Origin of the sequence: Flavobacterium sp., assembly GCF_044341265.1 — a bacterium.
Classification (GTDB): Bacteria; Bacteroidota; Bacteroidia; order Flavobacteriales; family Flavobacteriaceae; genus Flavobacterium.
The window spans coordinates 16,745-37,511 of the sequence record NZ_JBIISA010000013.1 but is presented as its reverse complement, the minus strand read 5'-3'; the positions used below and the strand labels follow the sequence as shown (position 1 = coordinate 37,511).

The window sequence follows — 20,767 nt, the reverse complement described above, 5'->3', positions numbered from 1 at the left end:
GATTATGCTCTTTTACGAGTGGTACGTTGCTCAATTCTTTTTTCAAATTTTTCGCCTTGGAAGATTCTTTGAATTAATATTCCTGGAATGTGAATTTCATTAGGATTTAAGCTTCCTGCTGGGAGTAATTCTTCTACTTCGGCAATAGTTATTTTTCCTGCGCCACACATTGATGGATTGAAGTTTCTGGCTGTTCCTTTGAAAATTAGGTTTCCTGCTTCGTCGCCTTTCCATGCTTTTACAATAGAAAAATCGGCTTTGAAAGCGTGTTCCATTACATGCATTTTTCCGTTAAATTCACGAACTTCTTTTCCAATAGCAACTTCGGTTCCATAACCTGCAGGAGTGAAGAAAGCAGGAATTCCTGCTTGTGCTGCACGACAACGTTCCGCAAGAGTTCCTTGTGGAATTAATTCAACTTCTAACTCACCAGAAAGCATTTGACGTTCAAATTCAGCATTCTCACCAACATAAGACGAAATCATTTTTTTGATTTGCTTTTGTTGTAATAATAATCCCAAACCAAAATCGTCAACACCAGCATTATTGGAAATACAGGTTAGATTTTTTGTCCCTTTTTTAACCAATTCTGCAATGGAGTTTTCAGGTATACCACATAATCCAAAACCGCCTAACATAATAGTCATGTTATCTTCAATGCCTTGAAGTGCGTCTTGAACTGAATTTACTTTTTTATTAATCATAATTTTAACTATGAATTTTATTTTCTAAATTTTAAAGACCAAATTCGTCAGTATTTTGTTCTTCTGTATCTGTTGAATCTGTTGCTACAGAAGGCTTTGGAGCTGTCCAACAATCTACTTTTATAGCAAAATTATCTGGTCGCTCAAATTCATCTGTCGATATTTGGAGGTCTTTATCTTCATAACATTTTTCCATAAAATATCCCCAAACAGGCAAAGCTGCTGTAGCTCCTTGACCATAAGTGATGCTTTTGAAACGAGCCGAACGATCTTCACAACCAACCCAAACACCAGTAACTAGGTTTGGAACCATTCCAATAAACCAACCATCAGATTGGTTTTGTGTAGTTCCAGTTTTTCCTGCAATAGGATTTTTAAACATATATGGATAGCCAGTCCAACGATTATCACCACTTCCGCCACCTTCAGTTCTAAGTCTTTCGCCAGAGCCGCCTTCTGTAACACCTTCAAGAAGTTTAATTACTGCAAAAGCTACATCTTTATTTAAAACATCATGAGACTCCGGAACTGGTTCGTAAATGATAGCTCCATTTTTATCTTCAATTCTTGATATAAATTGGGGTTTTATATAAACTCCTTGATTTGCGAATGTACTATAAGCAGCAACCATATCTTGAACCGTAATATCTACAGCACCCAATGCAATGGCTGGTTGAACAGGAATTTCTGTTGTAACACCAAGTTTTTTGGTTAATTCTACAACAGCTTCTGGTCCGGTTTTATCAATTAATTTAGCCGAAATTGTGTTGATAGAATTTGCCAATGCTTTCTTCAAAGTAACCATTCCTCGGTATTTTTGATCAGAATTTCTTGGTTCCCAATCTTCGGTTACATGATGGCGTCCTTTTCTTATCATAAAAGGTCCGTCAATTATAGTGTCGCAAGGAGACATTCTTAGTTGCTCAATAGCTGTAGCATAAACAAAAGGTTTAAATGTTGAACCTACTTGACGCGCACCTTGACCAACGTGATCATATTGAAAATATTTATAATTTATTCCTCCAACCCAAGCTTTTACCTGGCCAGTTTGAGGCTCCATTGACATTAATCCAGCTTGCAAGAAGTGTTTGTAATATCTAATAGAATCCAGTGGAGTCATGATGGTATCTCTTTCACCTTTCCAGGTAAATACAGTCATTTTGGTTTTTTTACTGAATGAGGCAATGATTTCTTCATCTGTTTTTTCATCAGCTTTTAAAATTCTCCATCTTTCAGAATTTTTCATTGCTTGTTTGATGATTTTATCTGTTTCAGCATCAGTAATATTTATAAAAGGAGCATTTTTATTTCCTTTCTGTTGCGTCCAAAATTCTTCTTGAAGGTTTTTCATATGAGCCAAAACAGCTTCTTCTGCATGTTCTTGAATCTTTGAATCAATAGTAGTGTAAATCTTCAATCCATCACCATAGATATCGTATTCTTCTCCGTCTGGTTTCTTATTTTCTTTAACCCAATTCTTCATATAATCACGAAGATATTCTCTAAAATATGTTGCTGTTCCGTCCAGATGACTTTCTGGATGAAAATCTAATTTTATTGGTTTTTTCTCTAAAATTTTCTTTGCAGATTCTTCTAGATGCTTATTTCGAACCAATTGACCAAGTACAATATTTCTTCTTTTAAGAGCTCTTTCTGGAAAACGATTTGGATTGAATCTTGATGGATTTGTTAACATTCCAACCAATAAAGCACTTTCTTCGACAGTTAAATCACGAGGTTCTTTACTAAAATATACTTTAGATGCCGAGCGAATTCCAACAGCTCCATTAACAAAATCGACCTGATTTAAGTATAAAGCAATAATTTCTTGTTTGGTATATTGTCTCTCTAACCGAATTGCAATAATCCATTCTTTAGCTTTTTGAACGATTCTAAAAGGAAGAAATTTAGAACCTTCACCATGGAATAAATTTTTTGCTAATTGTTGGGTTATAGTACTCGCACCTCCATCTTTTCCTAGTTTTAAAGCGGCACCAAAAGTCCTTCTTGCATCAATTCCAGAGTGTTCATAGAAACGTTCGTCTTCAGTTGAAACTAGTGCATCTACTAGTGATTTTGGTAAATCTTTATACTTGATAGCGGTTCTATTTTCGTTGTAAAATTTACCTAAAGTAACTCCGTCAGAAGAAATGATTTCGGTAGCTAAATTAGAATCTGGATTTTCTAAATCTTCAAATGACGGCATCTTTCCAAAAAGGCCCCATGAAGCAAATAGAAAGAAAAGAAAAAGTCCGCCAAGAGTGTAAAAAAATAATTTCCAAAACTTTTTTGAATAATATTTTATGTCTTTTACTTGACCTTTATTTTGAGTATTAGTTTTTTGTGCCATAATTTCTAGTCTAAAGATTCTACTCTAAAACCTATTTCTGTAATTCCTTTTAAGTTTTCAACTCCAGCTACTTTTCCGGTTTGTCTTACCGCTTGCTTGATATGAACTTTATATTCTCCTTTTAACTTAAATTCTTCTTTGTCTTTATAAAAAAGTTTACTTTCTTTTACATCAGAAAATCCTTCGCCCATAAGCGTTCCATCTGGATTCGCCATCTGATATTCTAATGTATCAACTAATGTTTTCTTATTAGGCTGTTCTAATGCGACAATTAAAAACAAATTATTAAACGGATAATCATTATTATCTCTAACATTTACAAACAAGTTGTATTTTTTTGAACTATCAAATTGAGGTAACTTGAATGTCACAACGCTGTCTTTATGCCAAGAATTTCCAACTGATTTATACTCGTCGAAAACACGTTTTTTATCGCACGAAATAACTAAAAGCGCTACTAAAATAAACAGTATGCTATTTTTTATCTTCATTCTTTTTAATGATTATAGGTCTTTTATTTTGAGGTTTTTGATTTCCTTCGTCATTTCTTTTTCGCTCGTTTGGATTTTGACCTTGATTTGGTTTTGAATTAGGGTTTGAAGCAGTTTTTTCTCCTTGATTTGTGTTTGGATTTTGAGCTTTATTTTTATTTCTGTTTTTATTTTTATTCTTGCTCTTTTTTGGTTGGTCAAATCGAGTTAAACTTTCTTGCCCCATTGCATTATTGAAGTTAGCTTCTTGTTCAACAACAATTTCAATTGCAAAATCTTCTAATGAAGAAACACGTTTTTTCTCTTTATTTTGAGCTACTATTTCTTTAACCTGATCTATTTTCAAAACATGCCAATTAGCAAAATTATCAGTGTAAGCAAACCACATCAATCCTTTAAAAATATCCTGTTTTTGGCAAATTGCATCACCTTTTTCAGTGTATAATTTGGTTTCAAAATCTGGAAAATCTTTTAATGCATCAAGATAAGTATCCAATTCATAATTCAAACAACATTTTAATTTACCACATTGTCCTGCTAATTTTTGAGGATTTAATGATAATTGTTGGTATCGAGCTGCCGATGTATTTACACTTCTAAAATCGGTTAACCAAGTTGAACAACACAACTCTCTACCACAAGAACCAATTCCACCAAGACGCGATGCTTCTTGACGAAAACCAACTTGTTTCATTTCAATACGCGTTTTGAATACTTGTGCAAACTCCTTAATCAACTGACGAAAATCTACTCGATCATTTGCCGTGTAATAGAAAATAGCTTTGGAACCATCACCTTGAAATTCGATATCAGAAATCTTCATTTCAAGTTTTAAAGCAATAGCAATTTCTCTTGCCTTCACTTTCATAGGTTCTTCTTTATCACGAGCTTCACTCCAAATATCAATATCTTTTTGAGAAGCTTTTCTGTATACTTTAGTGATGTCAGCACTTTTATGGTCAACACCTTTTTTCTTCATTTGTACTTTAACCAATTCACCAGTAAGAGTAACAATTCCTATATCATGACCAGGCGAAGCTTCAGTTGCAACGATATCACCGATACTTAAGGTAAGTTTTTCAGTATTTCTATAAAATTCTTTACGTCCATTTTTAAAGCGTACTTCAACACAATCAAATGGAGCTTCTCCTGTTGGCAAATTCATATTTCCTAACCAATCAAAAACGGTCAATTTATTGCAGCTATCGGTGCCGCAAGTCCCATTATTTTTACAACCCTTAGGCGCACCGCCATCAGAAGTTGAACAACTTGTACATGCCATAATTATATATGTAGTATTGCCAAAAAGCAATTTAAGTTCATAAAACGATTAATTGGTAAAGATAGTATTTTTAAAAAATAAATTCCAATAAAAAAATCCCAAATTCCAAGTTTGAAAAAACAGTTGAAATTTGGGATTTTAAATGGTTGATTTTTAAAATAGTTACTCTAAAATCTTGAATAATTTATCAGATAATCTTACTCTAAATGGTAAAATAAAAGTGACTTTATCACCTATTTTAGCAACCGAATTTTCATTTCCGTTTACCATCATTTTATCTAAAATTACTTCTTCATTTCCTGTTGTTGGACCTGAGATTAAGATCTTATCACCTATATTTAATTCGTTATTCTCTATGATAAATAATCCAACTTGTGGTTTTGGATAGTAATGTTCGGCTTTACCAACAAGCACTTTTTTTACTTTTATTTTCTGACGAATGTCTTTTGATTTTTGAGCAATCGCTAAGGATTTATCAGATAGTTCACCTGAATGTTTAAACAATAGATTTTCTGATTTTCCTTTGCGGAAGACTTTATTTCCAACTTGTTTTCCTCTTCTTAATTTTACTTGTTCTACTAAAGGCAAATGAATGGTATCTAAACATTCTTTTGAACAACAGTTTTCCATTGCAGCTTTACAATCATCACATTGAATGAACAATAAATGACAGCCATCGTTTTCACAATTAGTGTGATTATCGCATGGTTTTCCGCATTGATGGCATTGAGAAACTATATCATCGGTAATTCTTTCACCTAATCTGTGGTCAAAAACAAAGTTCTTTCCTATGAATTTACTTTCTATGTTTTCTTCCTTTATTTGTTTGGCATAATTGATAATTCCGCCTTCTAATTGGAATACATTTTTAAAACCTTGATGTTTAAAATAGGCTGATGCTTTTTCGCAACGAATTCCTCCGGTGCAATACATAACCAAATTTTTATTTTCTTTAAAGTCTTTTAATTGCTCGTTGATAATCGGTAAACTTTCTCTAAAGGTTTCAACATCAGGAGTAATAGCGCCTTTAAAATGTCCGATTTCACTTTCGTAATGATTTCTAAAATCAACTACAATAGTATTTGGATCTTCTAATATTTGGTTGAATTCTTTGGCTTTTAAATGCACACCAATATTGGTTACATCAAAAGTTTCGTCATTCAAACCGTCGGCTACAATTTTGTCACGAACTTTTACAGTTAATTTCAAAAAGGAATGGTCGTCGTGCTCTACGGCAACATTCAAACGAATACCACGCATGAATTCATAAACTTCTAAAGTTTCTCTAAAAGCTTCAAAATTTTCTGCTGGAACACTCATTTGAGCATTAATTCCTTCTTTGGCTACATAGGTCCGACCAAGAGCATCGAGTTGGTTCCATTGGATAAATAAATCGTCGCGAAATTTTTTGGGATCTTCAATTTTGGCATACGCATAGAAAGATAATGTAAGACGTTGTTTTCCGGCTTCATCAATTAATTGAGCTCTTTCTTCTGCGCTTAAGGTGTTATACAGTTGCATGCTATAAACGTTTAAGTGAGAAATATGTTTTGAATTCTAAATGGAAGAATTCGGTTACAAAGTTAGCTTTTTACCGCAAAGCCGCAAAGTTTTTTCGCAAAGTTCACTAAGAATTATAAAAAAATTACCGCAAATTCGCAATTTTTTATCTTTTTTGAAGAAAGTAATTTGTGAATTTGCGGTAAAAATCTTAGTGACTTAGCGTCTTTGTGGCAAGCTTAACAGAATTCTGCGTAAGCGTCTTTCAAGTTTTCTGCAATCATTTCTGCAGGACGACCTTCGATGTGGTGACGTTCTAACATGTGAACTAGTTCACCATTTTTGAACAAAGCCATACTTGGTGACGATGGAGGAAAAGGAAACATTTCTTCTCTTGCAGCATCAACTGCTTCTCTATCTACACCTGCGAAAACCGTTACTAAATGATCTGGTTTTTTTGCTCCGTCCAAACTCATTTTTGCTCCTGGACGAGCGTTTCTTGCAGCACAACCACAAACTGAGTTAACAACTACTAATGTTGTGCCTTCCGTTTTAATTGCATTTTTTACTTCTTCTGCACTGTATAAATCTTGAAAACCTGCTTCAGAAAGTTCTGCTCGCATTGGTTTTACCATTTCTTCTGGATACATAATTATTTATGATTTAAGATTAACGATTTTTGAATTATGATTTTTAAAATCATATGCAAAGATAAATAGAATTCTCGTTTTTAGAATGATTCTAATCATAAAGATTTGTTATCGTTTGATAGATGTTATTGGTTGTCCCATTTTTTCTGATAAGGATAAGTTTCATATATGGTATTATCTTCATTCAATTTATAACCAATTTTATAATCTTCTTCCGATTCTTTTAATAGTGTTTTTACTTCTTCTATTTTGTCTTTTCGAACTAAACATATTGCTTTATAAAATTTTACATCAGAAAAATTAGGATAAACTTTCAGAGCTTTGTCAAAAACAGCAATGGCTTCATCAAACTTTTTTAATTCAAATTTTGAAATTCCTAAATAAAAGTATGCTGTTGGATGTTCAAGTTTATCGCGATTTTTATAAATTTCATCAACATAATTTTGAAGAATTTTCTCTGCTTTTTCAAATTCGTTCAATTGTAAATAGGAAATAGCAATATAAAAATCATATGTATGATCCATAACATAACCATTACCAAATTTTTTCTTACAATCTTCTAAATCTTCAATGGCATTTTTATAAGATTTCGAGAAAATACATTTCATAAAACCACGATAAGGTTGCCATCGTTCTGCGTTATATTTTACAGCTTTGTCAAGAAATGGCATTCCAATTTCATATTTTCTTGCTTTAAAATAGGGCATCGCTTTTTGTTGCCATAAGTAGGCAATTGTGCTGTCTTTTGCTAATCCATTATCTAAACAATTTTGCCAATCTGACATTCTTGCATTGAAATTGTATCGTTGCGCACAATTGGTTAGAAATTCTTCAATAATTTTTTCCTGCGCTGCATTTTTACCTTCTTGAGCAAATGAAATTGAAAATGAAAAGAGAGTAACTAGTAAAATGATTTTCTTCATCTTTATTTAAATTTTGATGGTTATACCAGGTTTTGTTAAAGTCTTATAGAAAAATTAAGGTTTTAAATTTTTAACACAATACTGATATTGTGTTCCAAATTATGTGAGCTATGCAACACCAAACAAAACCAAATCTAATTCTTATTAATCCGTATAATATTCCTGCAATAAAATATGTTAATAGGATAATTGGACTAAATAAAATAGTTGTCAAATCTTTATAATTACTATAAAGAGTTAGATGACTATAAGCAAATAGCATCACAGATAAAGCAAATATGTAGTTAAATTTTCTTTGATATAGAGATGAAAAAAAATTGGAATTTTTGCCAACAAAAAAACGGAATATAAAAAAAAGAGATACAAAAAAAATAATAAATAAAAGTAAATGTTTAGGGTTATTAATGTCGATTTCTTTTGGTTTTATAAATATATACAAAGTATAAAACCAACCCAATAGCAATAGACTGGTTTTGTTTTTTGAAAATACTAATCCATATCTATATAAAAATTCTTCAACAATAGAAGTAAAAAAGATTAAAATAATTTTATAAGAAGTTGCACTTTCATCAGTTACAACATTCCCAATTTTCACAGAATTAATTCCAATTGTACTTAAATTATTTATGATATATTTGTGTGAAATTTCTGCTACAATTAGACCAATTGCACAAATAAACACAAACTTTAAAGTTTTTATTAAGTGCTTTTTCAATTTTATTTTTCAGCGTTAATTAATTCCCAAACTTTTTCATTAAAGTTAGTTTTGGTAATTCCTGTAAGTTTTTCTAACGATTGAAAATAGTTATCATTTTCCTTATTGTATTTACCACAACTAACAAATTCTAAAACACCTGCAAACCCTTTTTCTTTCTCAATTTTTTGAACAATTAATGCGTTTATTACATATTCTGCCATTAAATGCGTTTCTTTTGTTTCTCCAAAATTATCAAACTTGCCATAATTTTCTAACCAATTTTTTTGTTTGTCATTGGCAACTTTTTCTTTAAATGTTTTAAAAATAGTTTTCCAACTTATTCCCCAACTTCCACCATATAAATAAGCACAACCTTCATCAACTGGTTTATTAATAATTTTTGATGAAACTACATTTTTCAATCTTTCGTGCCATAAATCGTGAAGGTCAAAATTATCAAATTTAGTATCATTATCGCCTTTTACAATAAGCAAACGATTATCCGATTTTGAACTAAAAGTACTTGTCAATCTGCTATTATAATCTAGTTTATATTCAGTGCCAATAATTTTTAATAATTCAGGTAAATCTGAGCATAAATAAATATCTGTTTGCTGGTTTTTGGCATTTAGTTTTTTATCAAAAGCAGCTACGGCTTTTCCGTAATTTTTTGCTGTCGCAGTATTTATTGTGCTTTTATAATGAAAAATGCAATTATTAACTTTCATTGTTTCCCAACTTGAAGTATTTCTTAATAAGCTTGAAGAAAACTTAAAATCATCATTTTCTTTATGAGCGATTAATTCAAAACTTGCTCGCAGCATTTGTACATTTTCGTTCATTCCTATGTAAGAAAGTTGAATGTAATATTCTAAATCATTTAATTTCACAATATTTGTCAAATAAGGTTTGAAGAAAAAGTCATCTTTGTTTTTTCCGCTTTTTTCAACACCTTTCATTTCATCAAGTAAAATATAGGTTTCTACATTTTCATTTTTCCAAACAAAGTTATTTTCTTCGTTTGACTTTTCTTTTGCAGTTAATAAATTGTTTAGTGATAAAATTAATTTTTTACTTTCAAGACTATCTTTTGGCATTGCAATCACTTTAGAAATAATAAGAGGATTATTTTGCGAAAAACTCGAGAAAGATAAAAAAGCGAATAGAATTGTGAAAAGATTTTTCATTTTTTATGTTTTTTAGTTGCAACAAATTTAAAACAGGTTTTTTTCTTATGCTTGTATAATATTGCAATTGCGTTTATATTCTGATGGTGAAATATTGGTGTAATATTTAAAGAATTTACAAAATTGAGCATGGTCATAAAAACCAACATCAAGAGCAATTTCGCCAATTGGGAAACCTTTTTCTAATAAAGTTTTTGCACTATTAATACGATTTAATAAAATATAGGAAGCAGGTGTTAGTCCGGTTTTTTTCTTAAAGTAACGAATGAATTGAAATTTACTCAACTTACTTTCAAAAGCCATTTTTTGTATATCAATTTTATCTGCAAAATTCAGTCGAGCTTTATTAATGCTATCATCTATTGCATGTTTATTCTCTTTGTGAATGATGCAAGTTTCTTTTGAAAAACCACGAATTATTAAAGTTTCTATTAAATTTTTCAATTTGTTTTCAAGGAGATTTTCATTATTCATGTCATTAAAAAACTCCAAAATTGATGTAATTACTGTTTTATCTGTAATTAATTCATTTGTAAATTGAAGGTTTTCAGAATTTTTTCCAATGATTTTTTTTGTGAAATATTTCAAAACATCTTGATTTTGATAAATCATTTTATATAAACAATCCTCGTTGTCAATGTTTTTGTCTGAGTGAATTTGATATGGATTTATAATGCTAACACTATTAGAATGAATTAATTGAGGCGTTTCTTCGATTACACTTTTCTTAATTCCATTGCTTAGTAAACCAATACAATATGTTTCATGAAAATGGTTGGGTAAGTCAAATTTTTTAAATAATGATTCTTTGATTTCAATAGAATCAAATTGTTGGTATCGATTGGTTTTTATATACATAAAATAGTTGCTGATAAGTCAATATTTTACGAATGTATATAAAATTATTATTTAAAAATCCGCATTAACAACGCGTTAACAAACAAACCTTTTGGGCATTTCCAAATGACTTGAAAGTCTTCCCAAAACGTAGTTTCTTCGTCTAGAAATTTGAAAATTAATGTTGGATTTCCTTTTTTGAATAAGGCAGAAAACACTTTGGAACCTAAATCATTTCGTCTGAATAAAACATCTAAAAACAACAAATCATAGAACCAAAATTTATCCATTTTATGAAATTTTCTGAAGTTTGTGCTGAGCGAAGCCGAAGTATCAGTTTCTTTCGATAAGAGTTCAACTAATTCTTTTGATTTTTTGGTTGTGTTTTTAAAAGTATAACCTGTACTTGCTTTTGTCCATCCGCCAACAGAACCAATATTTATGATATTTTTGGTGTTGTGTTTCCAAAATTTATAAGAAGTCATCGGAATGTTTCCTTGTTCTTTTTCGACGATTTCGTATTCTGAAATTCCTAATTTTTTGATGTAATCTTGAATCTCGTTTTCGTATTCTTCCTTTGATAATAAATCTTTTGAAAACAAAGTATATTCTAATAAAGCTTCTGTTGAAGACGTTGGAAGAACGTACATAAATCTTGTATTTCCTCTTTGTTCTACAGAAAAATCCATGAAAGTTGTCACATTAGGATTGAAAACTTCTTCTTTTGATTTTATAAACCAACCAATAAAATGTTGTTGTAGTAAAGGATATTTCGATTGACTTTTTACAAGATTTGGGTTGTAAATAGAATTAAAAATCTTGTTGCAAGTGTAATTCTGAGTATCTGCTTTTACAATACAATGATTTCCTAATTCTTCAAAATCAATAACTTTTTGGTTTGCAAAATGAACGTTCTCTTGTTTAGAAATTAAATCGAAAACCAGATTGTAAAAATCCAGTCCGCGAACCATTTTATATTGATACGGATTCAAATCTAAATTTCTTCGGAAGTTTTCATCTGCAAAAAGAGCAACATTCCATTTTTTGGATACAATTTCATCAAATTGAGTAGAATTATCCCAAAAACACCAGGTTCTATCATTAGACTTTTTTGGATTTTCATCTAATAACAAAATGGTTTTATCATTAAATTTTCCAGATAAAATCATTTCATAAACCGTCATTAAAGCCGATAATCCTGACCCAGTGAAAATGTAGTGATAGTGTTGCATGCCTCAAAAGTAAAAAATATTAAATTACTTTTATCCAAAACAAATGTTAATCAATATGATATCGCAAGCCCAGAAAAAATCGAATTCCTTGATTTGGTCCATAAGCATAGGTTGGGTCAAATGTTAAACCATAAGGATTATCAGCCGTTGGAATTGCGTTTCCATTACTGTTAAATTGTACATTTTGGTCAAATGGGTCATTGGCTCTCGCAATTAAAAAAGGATTTCCGCGATTGGGTGTCCAATTAAAAAGATTTTTTATGCCTGAATAGATTTCTAAATTATGGAACTTTTTATAGGTAAATTGTATGTTTTGAATACTAAATGGTTGCGAATATTCACGTCTTGGGTCAAGTTCGCTTAGCAATGGTAATCGCATCGAACCAGTAAGATTTCCTGTGTAATCAAAGGAAAGATGCCATTTTGGAATCTCATAATTAATTGCCCAATTCAACGAATATTTTTCGGTAAACAAAGGAACAAAACTAACACCATCTTGTTGCGTAATAGGATCAAAATAGCTTGCTCCAACAGTTGCTTTTAGACCAAATGGCGTTATCCAATCAGCATTGGCACTCAATCCAAATATCTTGGAATATCCATTCAAATTATCATAAACAATTTGATTAGGGTTTAGGTCATAATTAGCAAATATCCGATTTGTAAAATAGGTATACCATGATGACATTTCTAAATTTAAAACTCCTAAATTCTCCAATTTATATTTTTTTAAATAATTTAAATTGACATTATAAGATGTTTCTGGTTCTAAATTGTCAACCAAAACCACTTCTCTTGCACCTGAAAGCGCTTGATGGTCTTCTGTAAATAAATTAACAACTCTGAAACCCGTTCCAAAATTTAATCGTAAAATATCATCTTGGGTAGGTTTCCATTTAAGAGCGACTCTTGGAGTAAAAATAGAACCATGAGCCGAGTTATAATCGTAACGTGAACCTAAGAGAAGACCTGTTTTTTCAGAAAATTTTATATCGTCTTGCACAAAAAGACTGTAGATTTTTGAATGGTCAGAAGTTGCTGTTGCTGGCGTATTGTCATTATAAAACTGATAACGAAAAGCACTTCCGAAAAGAAGTGAATGATTTTTTAGGTTCTTGTCCCAAAGGAATTGTCCGAAACCAATTTTCTGATTGGCTATGAAAGAAGAATTACCGTAAACCGAATTTTGATCATGACTAATTAATGAAAACTGTAGATACATTTTTTCAGCTGTCGGCAATTGATATTTTCCTAAAAGTTCCCAACGTGAAGTATATATACTTTCACCATAAATTTCGCTTCCACCACGAAAATTCTTATTCCATTGCATTTCGCCACCCCAACGATCTTCATATAAATAGCGTGAAACGATGTTAAATTCTTTTCTAGATTTTCGATTGATAGTCCATTTACTAAAAAAGGAAACACGGTCTTGTAGCGCAATGTCTGTAAAATTATCGTTGTTATTGTCTATAGGGTTATTATAAGAGAAATAATTGACCCCAAAAAGTGCATCTACTTTTTTTCCAATAGTTGCCTTGTAACCCATGTCAACATTATTTTCGAGCCATGAAGTTGAAAATACATCAGCAGTAAAAAGAGGAACGGTTCTCGCTTTTTTTGTAATAATGTTGATTAAGCCTCCAACAGCTTCACTGCCATATAGTGTTGATGCTGCGCCTTTAACTACTTCAATTCTTTCAATCATGGAATTGGGAATTCCAGATAAACCATAGACCGTTCCAAGTGCACTTACTATAGGCATTCCGTCTATAGTTACCATTGTGTATGGACCATCTAGGCCATTGATTCGGATGTCGCCAGTACCGCATACATTGCAATTGTTTTGTGGGCGTAGACCGTTTACGTTTTGTAAAGCTTCTAAAACATTACTCGTTGGATTTTGTTTTAAAAAAGTTGTCGTGATGACTTCAACCGGAACTGGATTTTCCAATCGTTTTACCGCTTTTAAAGTACCAGAAATAACTATTTCGTCAAGTTGATTTGGAATCTCTTTTGTTATTGTGTCATTTTGCTGTGAAAGGACTAGAAATGGTAAAAGCAATAAAGTTGTTAAAAGTTTTTTCATTTGTAAAAATAAAAATTTAGACAAAACTAAAAATAATATTTAGTAAAACAAAAAATAAAATTCTATATTTGTCTTAAATAAATTTTCACAATGACAATTTCTGAAGAAAACTATATTAAAGTAATTTACCATTTATCATTAGTTTCTCCAAAAGGAGTGAACACTAATGCTATTGCAGGAATGCTAGATACCAAAGCATCATCTGTAACTGATATGTTGAAGAAATTATCTGAAAAAGAATTGGTTGCTTATCAAAAATACCAAGGTGTTACTTTGACTGATAAAGGCTTTTATTCTGCCAAAATGATTGTAAGAAAGCATCGTTTGTGGGAAGTTTTTTTGGTAGATAAACTTAATTTTTCTTGGGATGAGGTTCACGAAATCGCAGAAGAATTAGAACATATAAAATCGGAAAATTTGATAAATAAATTAGACGAGTTTTTAGATTTTCCATCTTTTGACCCACATGGCGATCCAATTCCGAATGCTGATGGTGAGATTAAAAAAATCAACAAATTATTATTATCCGAAACTGAGTTAAATAAAGAATATCAATGTGTTGGAGTTAAAGATTCTTCATCAGAATTTTTACAGTATTTAGATAAGCAAAAAATTGCATTAGGTTCAAAAATCACTGTTAAAGAGAAAGAAAGTTTTGATGATACTTTACTAGTTCAGATTGATTCAAGAGAATTAACGATATCAAATAAAATTGCTAATAATTTATACGTAAAATAATATGTTTCAAACAATTTTAGATTATTTCGAAAGTATTGACCCAATTTTAGCGGCTTTGTATGCCACATTTTTTACTTGGTTTTTAACAGCATTTGGAGCCTCATTCGTATTCTTTTTTAAGAATATGAATCGAGTAGTTCTTGACGGTATGTTAGGTTTTACAGGAGGTGTTATGATAGCGGCAAGTTTTTGGAGTTTGCTTGCACCAGCCATTGAAATGAGTAAAGGCGAAGGTTTTATCAAAGTAATTCCTGCTGCGGTAGGATTTGCTTTAGGAGCACTTTTTATTTTTGGATTAGATAAACTACTTCCACATTTACACATTAATTTTCAAGAAACTGAAGGTGTAAAATCACCTTGGCAACGAACTACTTTGTTGGTTTTAGCTATAACATTACACAACATTCCTGAAGGTTTAGCCGTTGGAGTTTTATTTGGCGGAGTTGCAGCTGGAATTCCAGAAGCATCAATTGCTGGAGCTGTAACACTTGCCATTGGAATTGGTATTCAGAATTTTCCAGAAGGAATTGCTGTTTCAATGCCGTTACGCAGAATGGGAATGAGCCGTTGGAAAAGTTTCATGTACGGACAATCATCTGCTTTAGTAGAACCAGTTGCAGGGGTTTTAGGAGCCGTTGCAGTTACTTTTTTTACACCGCTTTTGCCTTATGCATTAGCATTTGCAGCTGGAGCGATGATATTTGTAGTTGTTGAAGAAGTAATTCCAGAAACGCAACAGGATAAGAATACAGATATTGCTACTTTAGGATTAATTGGCGGATTTATTGTGATGATGACTTTGGATGTTGCACTTGGATAAAATGAATCTATATGATGAAAAAAATTGTATTCTTTCTCTTATTGTCTTTTAGTATTGCTAGTTTTTCGCAGCAATCTAATAAAATAACAACTAAAAAATGTATTCCGAAAAAAGGTTATCATTTAAAGTTGATTAAAGTTTTGAATGATTCTCGTTGTCCAGAAGGCGTGACTTGTGTTTGGGCAGGAGAAGTTTCGGTTGTTTTAGCACTTTATAATGACAAACAATTACTAGAAGAAAAAACCATTGTTTTGAATTCAAAAAACCTTGAAGAAAATATTAAATGGTTTGAAAATTATTATTCTAAGAAAATAAAACATGTTCGAGTTGTACCTTATCCAAAAGAAGGAATTGTTGTTAAGGAAAAAAACAAATTTATTGAGGTTGTTTTCCAGGATTAGTTGCAACCACAATTATCATCACCACAGTTGTTTTTTTTCTTTTTAGAAAATAACGGTTTTAGTAAAAAAAATACCGCTATTGCAAGTGCTATATATACTAAAACCGTTTGTATCATTTTATTTATTATTAAAGCTTAGCGCCAATTGATAGGTAAAAGGTTCTGCCTTCACCAGGTAATATTCCAGGTCCAGGATAACCACCAGCTCTTCTAGTAGCGTAGTTTTCATTAAATAGATTATTAATTCCGCCACGAATATTGTAATTTTCTAAAAATTTATATTCTGCGGATAAATCTAAAACATTATATTTATCTAACAATCCAGTCAATCCATTAGCTGATGCTGTTGTTGTATTGTTTGCATCAGTAAAAATTCTTCCAGACATTTTATATTGTGCTGTTGCAGATATATTATTGTTACTCCAAGAAACCCCAAAGTTATGAATATATCTTGGTGCATTTTCAACTCTGTTTCCATTTAAATTGGTTTCATTGATGGTAACATTTGGAGCGGTCCCTGATGCAGTAGATACAACAAAATCAGTATAGCGACTGTCGATAAAACTAACTGTTGCAAAAATATCAAGATTACCGTATGGTTTATCTATTTCAAATAGTTTAGTAACATTAAGGTTTGCAAATCCTTCAATTCCTTTATTAACGGTTTCACCTAAATTTGTTCTAAATATAAAAGTTCCTTGAGTTGGATCATTATTGATGAATTGTCTAACGCCACCAATTCTGTTGTTGTAACTTAAATAAAACAAACTCACATCAAAGTTTAAGAATTTTCTATAAGTACCTCTAAAACCTAAATCAGCATTGAATCCGCTTGCATCTCTTAAATTTGTATCTATTACATCTGTTACTGCAGGCGGAGTTAAATCTGAGAACAAAACAGGTCTGTAGGCTTGTGTAATATTTGCATACAAATTGGTTGATACAAACTTATGCTCAATTCCCAATCCGAATAATGGCTTGCTTCGTGAGATGGTTTTATTTGGAAATGCAATATTATTTCCGCCGTTAACTCCAAATCTACCTTCACCAGTATTTTTAATGTATTCATAGCGAATTCCTGGTGTAACACTAAGTTTTTCGGTTACTTTGAATTGATTTTCTGCAAATACAGCTACATTTTCTGTAGTAAAATCGATGTCTCGTGCATATCGTCCTTCAACAGACAAATCAAAATTTGAACCTGTAGTTCCTTTTCCTTCTTGTAATCGTTGTGTATTTGCTTTGTAAATTCGTGCTCCGAATGCAAGATTATTACTGATTTTACCTAGTTTGTATTTATAAATATTTCTGTTTTCAACACCAAAATTTTTGTAATAATCTCTATCAACTCTTCTGTTCGAATAATTATTTGTAGTTGTACTTATAGCGTCAATAGTATTTGGCGTTGCTGTAAATCCAACACTATTTCGCTCTCCAATTAATCCGAATAATTTAGTATTAGATGAAAATTTATCATTGACTTTAGTGTCAAAATTGATTGAAAACAAATTCCATGGAGTTCCAAACCAGTTGCGTTCTCTTAATGATTGTTGAGAATTTGAATTAAACTGTTCGTCAGTTAAACCTCCGGCTTGTTGCATTTTATAATCCATATTGGTATATTCTGCTGACAGTTTTGTTTTTTCATTAAATCGGTATTCAATAAAAGCGTGTGTGTTTCTAACAGTATATTCCGAGTTTTCTCTCCATCCGTCACCACTTCTTGAATGATTGTAAATGTAGTATGAAAATTTCTTGTATTTTCCACCAATTGCATTGTAACTACTCATTAATCCATAGCTTCCAACAGTGTTTTGGGTTTCAAATGAAAATTTCTTTTTATTTTCTCTTTTAAGAACGTAGTTTAACATTCCACCAAATTGAGGTCCGAATTGTAAAGAAGAACCTCCACGAATTAATTCTAGCGTTTCAACAGCTTCTAATGGTGGATTGTAATAAGCTTCTGGATATCCAAAGACATCAGATGAAATATCATATCCGTTTTGTCTAGTGTTTAATTCCCAACTTCTGTTTGGACTTAATCCTCTAACGCCAACATTTATTTGTATTCCTGAACCTTCGTTTTCCCAAACGGTTACTCCAGGAACTCTTGAAAAAATTTCTCTTGCATTGTTTGTAGCAAAGTTACCATTGATATTAGAAAGTTTTAGGACTTCATTTTTTTTACCAGAAAAAAGAACATTTTCCTTAGTTTCTGGCATTCTTTCTGGGCTTTGTTGTTTAATAGTAATTATAACTGGTTGCAGTCTTTTTATTGTGTCATTTGAGGCTAAATCATTTTCTTGAGCTTGAATAGCAATAGCGAATAATGAGATAATGACGGAAAAATAGGTTTTCATTTTATTTAGATTAATTCTATACAGCAAAATTATCAATTAATTCTTATTTAGACAAATTAAAAATAATAAAAATAAAATGAGAATTTCTTTATGTTTTGTTTTCAGTCATTTACGTAAAAACTTTAACATTTGTTTTTTTTACTTCAAAAATTGATAAGCAATTAAAGCAGTTACATAAGCAAATCCACTCATGAAAACCAATTGAATTATTGGCCATTTCCACGAATTAGTTTCTTTTTTAACGATGGCTAACGTACTTACGCATTGCATTGCAAAAGCATAAAAAAGAAGTAATGAAATTCCTGTGGCAAAGTTGAAAATTTTTGTTCCATTAGGATTAATTTCGGCTTCCATTCTGTTTTTTATGGTTGCTTCTTCATCGCTATGACTTCCTACACTGTATATTGTAGCAAGTGTTCCAACGAAGACCTCACGTGCAGCAAAAGAACTTACTACAGCAATCCCAATTTTCCAATCGTATCCTAATGGTTTTATTACAGGCTCAATAGATTTACCAATGTATCCAATATAGGAATGTTCCAATTTATATTCGGAAACTCTATCAGGAATTACAGATGGATTTATTGGTGTCGGACTCGAATAAACTTCTTGTTCTACTATTTTTTGAGCATTTTTAAAATCTTTATCTGGTCCATGCGAACCCAAAAACCACAAAATAATTGATAAGGCTAAAATGATTTTTCCAGCTCCAAAAACGAACGCTTTAGTTTTTTCTAAAACATTTATGGCTACGTTCTTAAATAAAGGAATTTTATAACTCGGCATTTCAACCACAAAGTAAGATTTGGAACTTATTTTCAGAATTTTGTTCAAAATATAGGCTGAAAAAATAGCAACAACAAATCCCAAAAGATACAAAACCATTAAAGTTAAACCTTGTAAACTTATGAATCCTAAAACGCGTTCTTCAGGAATTATTAAAGCTATAAGAATAGCATAAACAGGCAATCTTGCTGAACAAGTTATGAAAGGTGTAACTAAAATTGTGATTAATCTTTCTTTCCAATTTTCAATATTTCTTGCACCCATGATTGCTGGAATTGCACAAGCGGTTCCTGAAATTAATGGTACAACACTTTTTCCAGAAAGTCCATATCGACGCATTAATTTATCCATTAAAAAAACTACACGACTCATGTAACCACTTTCTTCTAAAACAGAAATAAACAGAAATAGAAAGGCAATTTGTGGAATGAAGATCAGTATTCCTCCAATTCCGGGAATAATTCCTTCGCTTATTAAATCTGTAAATTCACCTGTAGGAAGATGGGTTTTTGCATAAGAAGCCAAATTGGCAAATGTACTATCAATAAAATCCATTGGAATGCTTGACCAATCAAAGATGGATTGAAAGATGCCAAATAAGATAAAAAAGAAGATGAGGTAACCAAAAATTTTGTGAGTTAAAACTCTATCTAATTTAGTTCTAATATCAGATGCTTTTGAATTGTCAATGGTTTGACCAATTTTTAAAGTATCATTGATGAATTGATAGCGTTTTATGGTTTCTTTTTGTTGTAGTCGTCTCAAATCGGCATGCGATTTTGTAAACGAACTTTTCATTTCGTTTCGCTCTAAATTTAGGAAATTTACATCTTGAGTAATGACCAACCAAAGTTTGTAAACTAATTGATTTGGGAAAGCTTTTCTTAATTTGTCAAAATATTCAGCATCAATACTTGAAGCATTCAAGCAAGGCTCGGTTGAAAGTGATTTGTAATTAAGAATTAAGTTTTTGATTTTATCAATGCCTAAGTTTTTTCTAGAACTTACAAGAGCAATTTTAGTTTTTAATTCTTGTTCTAAATGAGGAATATCTAATTCAATTCCTTTTAATTTCATTCGATCACTCATGTTGATGACCAAAATCGTTGGAATTTCTAAATCTTTTATTTGAGTAAAAAGAAGTAAATTTCTTTTAAGATTTTCAACCTCTGTAACTACGACAACGACATCAGGAAAATTTTCATCTTTTTTGTTCATTAGCAATTCAATTACGACATTTTCATCGATTGAGCTTGCATTTAAACTATAAGTTCCAGGTAAATCTAAAATAGTAGCTTTTAAATCTTCAGAAAGTTTACACGTTCCTATTTTCTTTTCAACAGTTATTCCAGGATAATTCCCAACTTGTTGGTGCAAGCCAGTTAGCTGATTAAAAACAGATGTTTTACCAGTGTTTGGATTACCAATTAATGCTACTTTAATATTTTCTTGTGCCATTAATTTTTAGATTCAATGACCACATTAATTTCTTTTGCAGTTTCCAATCTAATAGCCACATGAGAATCATTGACATTAAAATAAAGCGGACAACCAAAAGGTGCAATTTGAATTAACTCAACAGTATTGCCAGGAAGACAGCCCATTTCTAGGAGTTTCAATGGAATTTCATCGATATTAAAATCGGATATAATTCCTTTTTGACCAATTTTAAGATGAGCAATAGTGGTTTCCAAAGCTTTATTTAGATTGAATTAAAATAC

At 31.3% G+C, this 20,767-nt stretch carries 18 protein-coding genes; 3 read left to right on the top strand and 15 right to left on the bottom strand.

Annotated elements, in window-relative coordinates:
* Positions 1-2: 2 nt before the first annotated feature.
* The 12 genes from ACIQ06_RS08295 to ACIQ06_RS08240 all read right to left on the bottom strand — a co-directional run bounded on the left by ACIQ06_RS08295 (position 3) and on the right by ACIQ06_RS08240 (position 13,942).
* Complete coding sequence (locus tag ACIQ06_RS08295; protein WP_345093230.1) at positions 3-704, bottom strand: CoA transferase subunit A; 702 nt, start codon at positions 702-704, stop codon at positions 3-5.
* Between the two features lie 31 nt (positions 705-735).
* A complete protein-coding gene (locus ACIQ06_RS08290; RefSeq protein ID WP_396145343.1) occupies positions 736-3,054 on the bottom strand; it encodes a penicillin-binding protein 1A in 2,319 nt (772 codons plus the stop codon).
* 5 nt (positions 3,055-3,059) lie between these two features.
* On the bottom strand, positions 3,060-3,545 hold the full coding sequence (locus ACIQ06_RS08285; RefSeq protein ID WP_396145341.1) for a gliding motility lipoprotein GldH: 486 nt from the start codon (positions 3,543-3,545) through the stop codon (positions 3,060-3,062).
* The gene (locus ACIQ06_RS08280) at positions 3,529-4,827 is read right to left on the bottom strand and encodes a stage 0 sporulation family protein (RefSeq protein WP_396145339.1); all 1,299 of its coding nucleotides are present in this window, start codon (positions 4,825-4,827) and stop codon (positions 3,529-3,531) included. Before ACIQ06_RS08280 ends, ACIQ06_RS08285 begins: the two co-directional genes overlap by 17 nt.
* A 162-nt stretch (positions 4,828-4,989) precedes the next feature.
* On the bottom strand, positions 4,990-6,348 hold the full coding sequence (locus tag ACIQ06_RS08275; RefSeq protein WP_396145337.1) for a rhodanese-related sulfurtransferase: 1,359 nt from the start codon (positions 6,346-6,348) through the stop codon (positions 4,990-4,992).
* Positions 6,349-6,566: 218 nt separating this feature from the next.
* Complete coding sequence (locus tag ACIQ06_RS08270) at positions 6,567-6,977, bottom strand: BrxA/BrxB family bacilliredoxin (RefSeq protein ID WP_396145335.1); 411 nt, start codon at positions 6,975-6,977, stop codon at positions 6,567-6,569.
* Positions 6,978-7,102: 125 nt separating this feature from the next.
* Positions 7,103-7,900 carry a tetratricopeptide repeat protein gene (locus tag ACIQ06_RS08265; protein ID WP_396145333.1) on the bottom strand — a complete coding sequence of 266 codons (798 nt, stop codon included), beginning with the start codon at positions 7,898-7,900 and terminating at the stop codon, positions 7,103-7,105.
* Between the two features lie 70 nt (positions 7,901-7,970).
* Positions 7,971-8,495 carry a type II CAAX prenyl endopeptidase Rce1 family protein gene (locus ACIQ06_RS08260; protein ID WP_396145417.1) on the bottom strand — a complete coding sequence of 175 codons (525 nt, stop codon included), beginning with the start codon at positions 8,493-8,495 and terminating at the stop codon, positions 7,971-7,973.
* Positions 8,496-8,617: 122 nt separating this feature from the next.
* Complete coding sequence (locus ACIQ06_RS08255) at positions 8,618-9,784, bottom strand: hypothetical protein (RefSeq protein WP_396145332.1); 1,167 nt, start codon at positions 9,782-9,784, stop codon at positions 8,618-8,620.
* Positions 9,785-9,829: 45 nt separating this feature from the next.
* Positions 9,830-10,642: an AraC family transcriptional regulator gene (locus ACIQ06_RS08250; protein WP_396145330.1), complete on the bottom strand. Its 813-nt coding sequence runs from the start codon at positions 10,640-10,642 to the stop codon at positions 9,830-9,832.
* Between the two features lie 47 nt (positions 10,643-10,689).
* Positions 10,690-11,853 (bottom strand): lycopene cyclase family protein, encoded by a 1,164-nt coding sequence (locus ACIQ06_RS08245; protein ID WP_396145328.1) that lies wholly within the window; start codon positions 11,851-11,853, stop codon positions 10,690-10,692.
* Between the two features lie 46 nt (positions 11,854-11,899).
* Positions 11,900-13,942: a TonB-dependent receptor plug domain-containing protein gene (locus ACIQ06_RS08240; RefSeq protein ID WP_396145326.1), complete on the bottom strand. Its 2,043-nt coding sequence runs from the start codon at positions 13,940-13,942 to the stop codon at positions 11,900-11,902.
* A 90-nt stretch (positions 13,943-14,032) separates the two neighbouring features.
* Between ACIQ06_RS08240 and ACIQ06_RS08235 the strand changes: the two genes are divergently transcribed.
* Genes ACIQ06_RS08235 through ACIQ06_RS08225 form a run of 3 tightly spaced genes read left to right on the top strand, consistent with a single transcriptional unit; the run spans position 14,033 to position 15,901 of the window.
* Positions 14,033-14,680: a metal-dependent transcriptional regulator gene (locus tag ACIQ06_RS08235; RefSeq protein ID WP_396145324.1), complete on the top strand. Its 648-nt coding sequence runs from the start codon at positions 14,033-14,035 to the stop codon at positions 14,678-14,680.
* A gap of 1 nt (position 14,681) precedes the next feature.
* Positions 14,682-15,500 (top strand): ZIP family metal transporter, encoded by an 819-nt coding sequence (locus ACIQ06_RS08230; protein WP_396145322.1) that lies wholly within the window; start codon positions 14,682-14,684, stop codon positions 15,498-15,500.
* 11 nt (positions 15,501-15,511) lie between these two features.
* A complete protein-coding gene (locus ACIQ06_RS08225) occupies positions 15,512-15,901 on the top strand; it encodes a hypothetical protein (RefSeq protein WP_396145319.1) in 390 nt (129 codons plus the stop codon).
* 127 nt (positions 15,902-16,028) lie between these two features.
* Here ACIQ06_RS08225 and ACIQ06_RS08220 read toward each other — a convergent pair whose 3' ends face one another.
* The 3 genes from ACIQ06_RS08220 to ACIQ06_RS08210 form a co-directional block, all read right to left on the bottom strand.
* A complete protein-coding gene (locus ACIQ06_RS08220) occupies positions 16,029-18,260 on the bottom strand; it encodes a TonB-dependent receptor family protein (RefSeq protein WP_396145317.1) in 2,232 nt (743 codons plus the stop codon).
* Between the two features lie 138 nt (positions 18,261-18,398).
* Positions 18,399-20,504: a ferrous iron transport protein B gene (gene feoB / locus ACIQ06_RS08215; RefSeq protein WP_396145315.1), complete on the bottom strand. Its 2,106-nt coding sequence runs from the start codon at positions 20,502-20,504 to the stop codon at positions 18,399-18,401.
* Positions 20,504-20,740 (bottom strand): FeoA family protein, encoded by a 237-nt coding sequence (locus tag ACIQ06_RS08210; RefSeq protein WP_345091368.1) that lies wholly within the window; start codon positions 20,738-20,740, stop codon positions 20,504-20,506. The genes feoB and ACIQ06_RS08210 overlap by 1 nt, the downstream gene beginning before the upstream one ends.
* Positions 20,741-20,767: the final 27 nt, after the last annotated feature.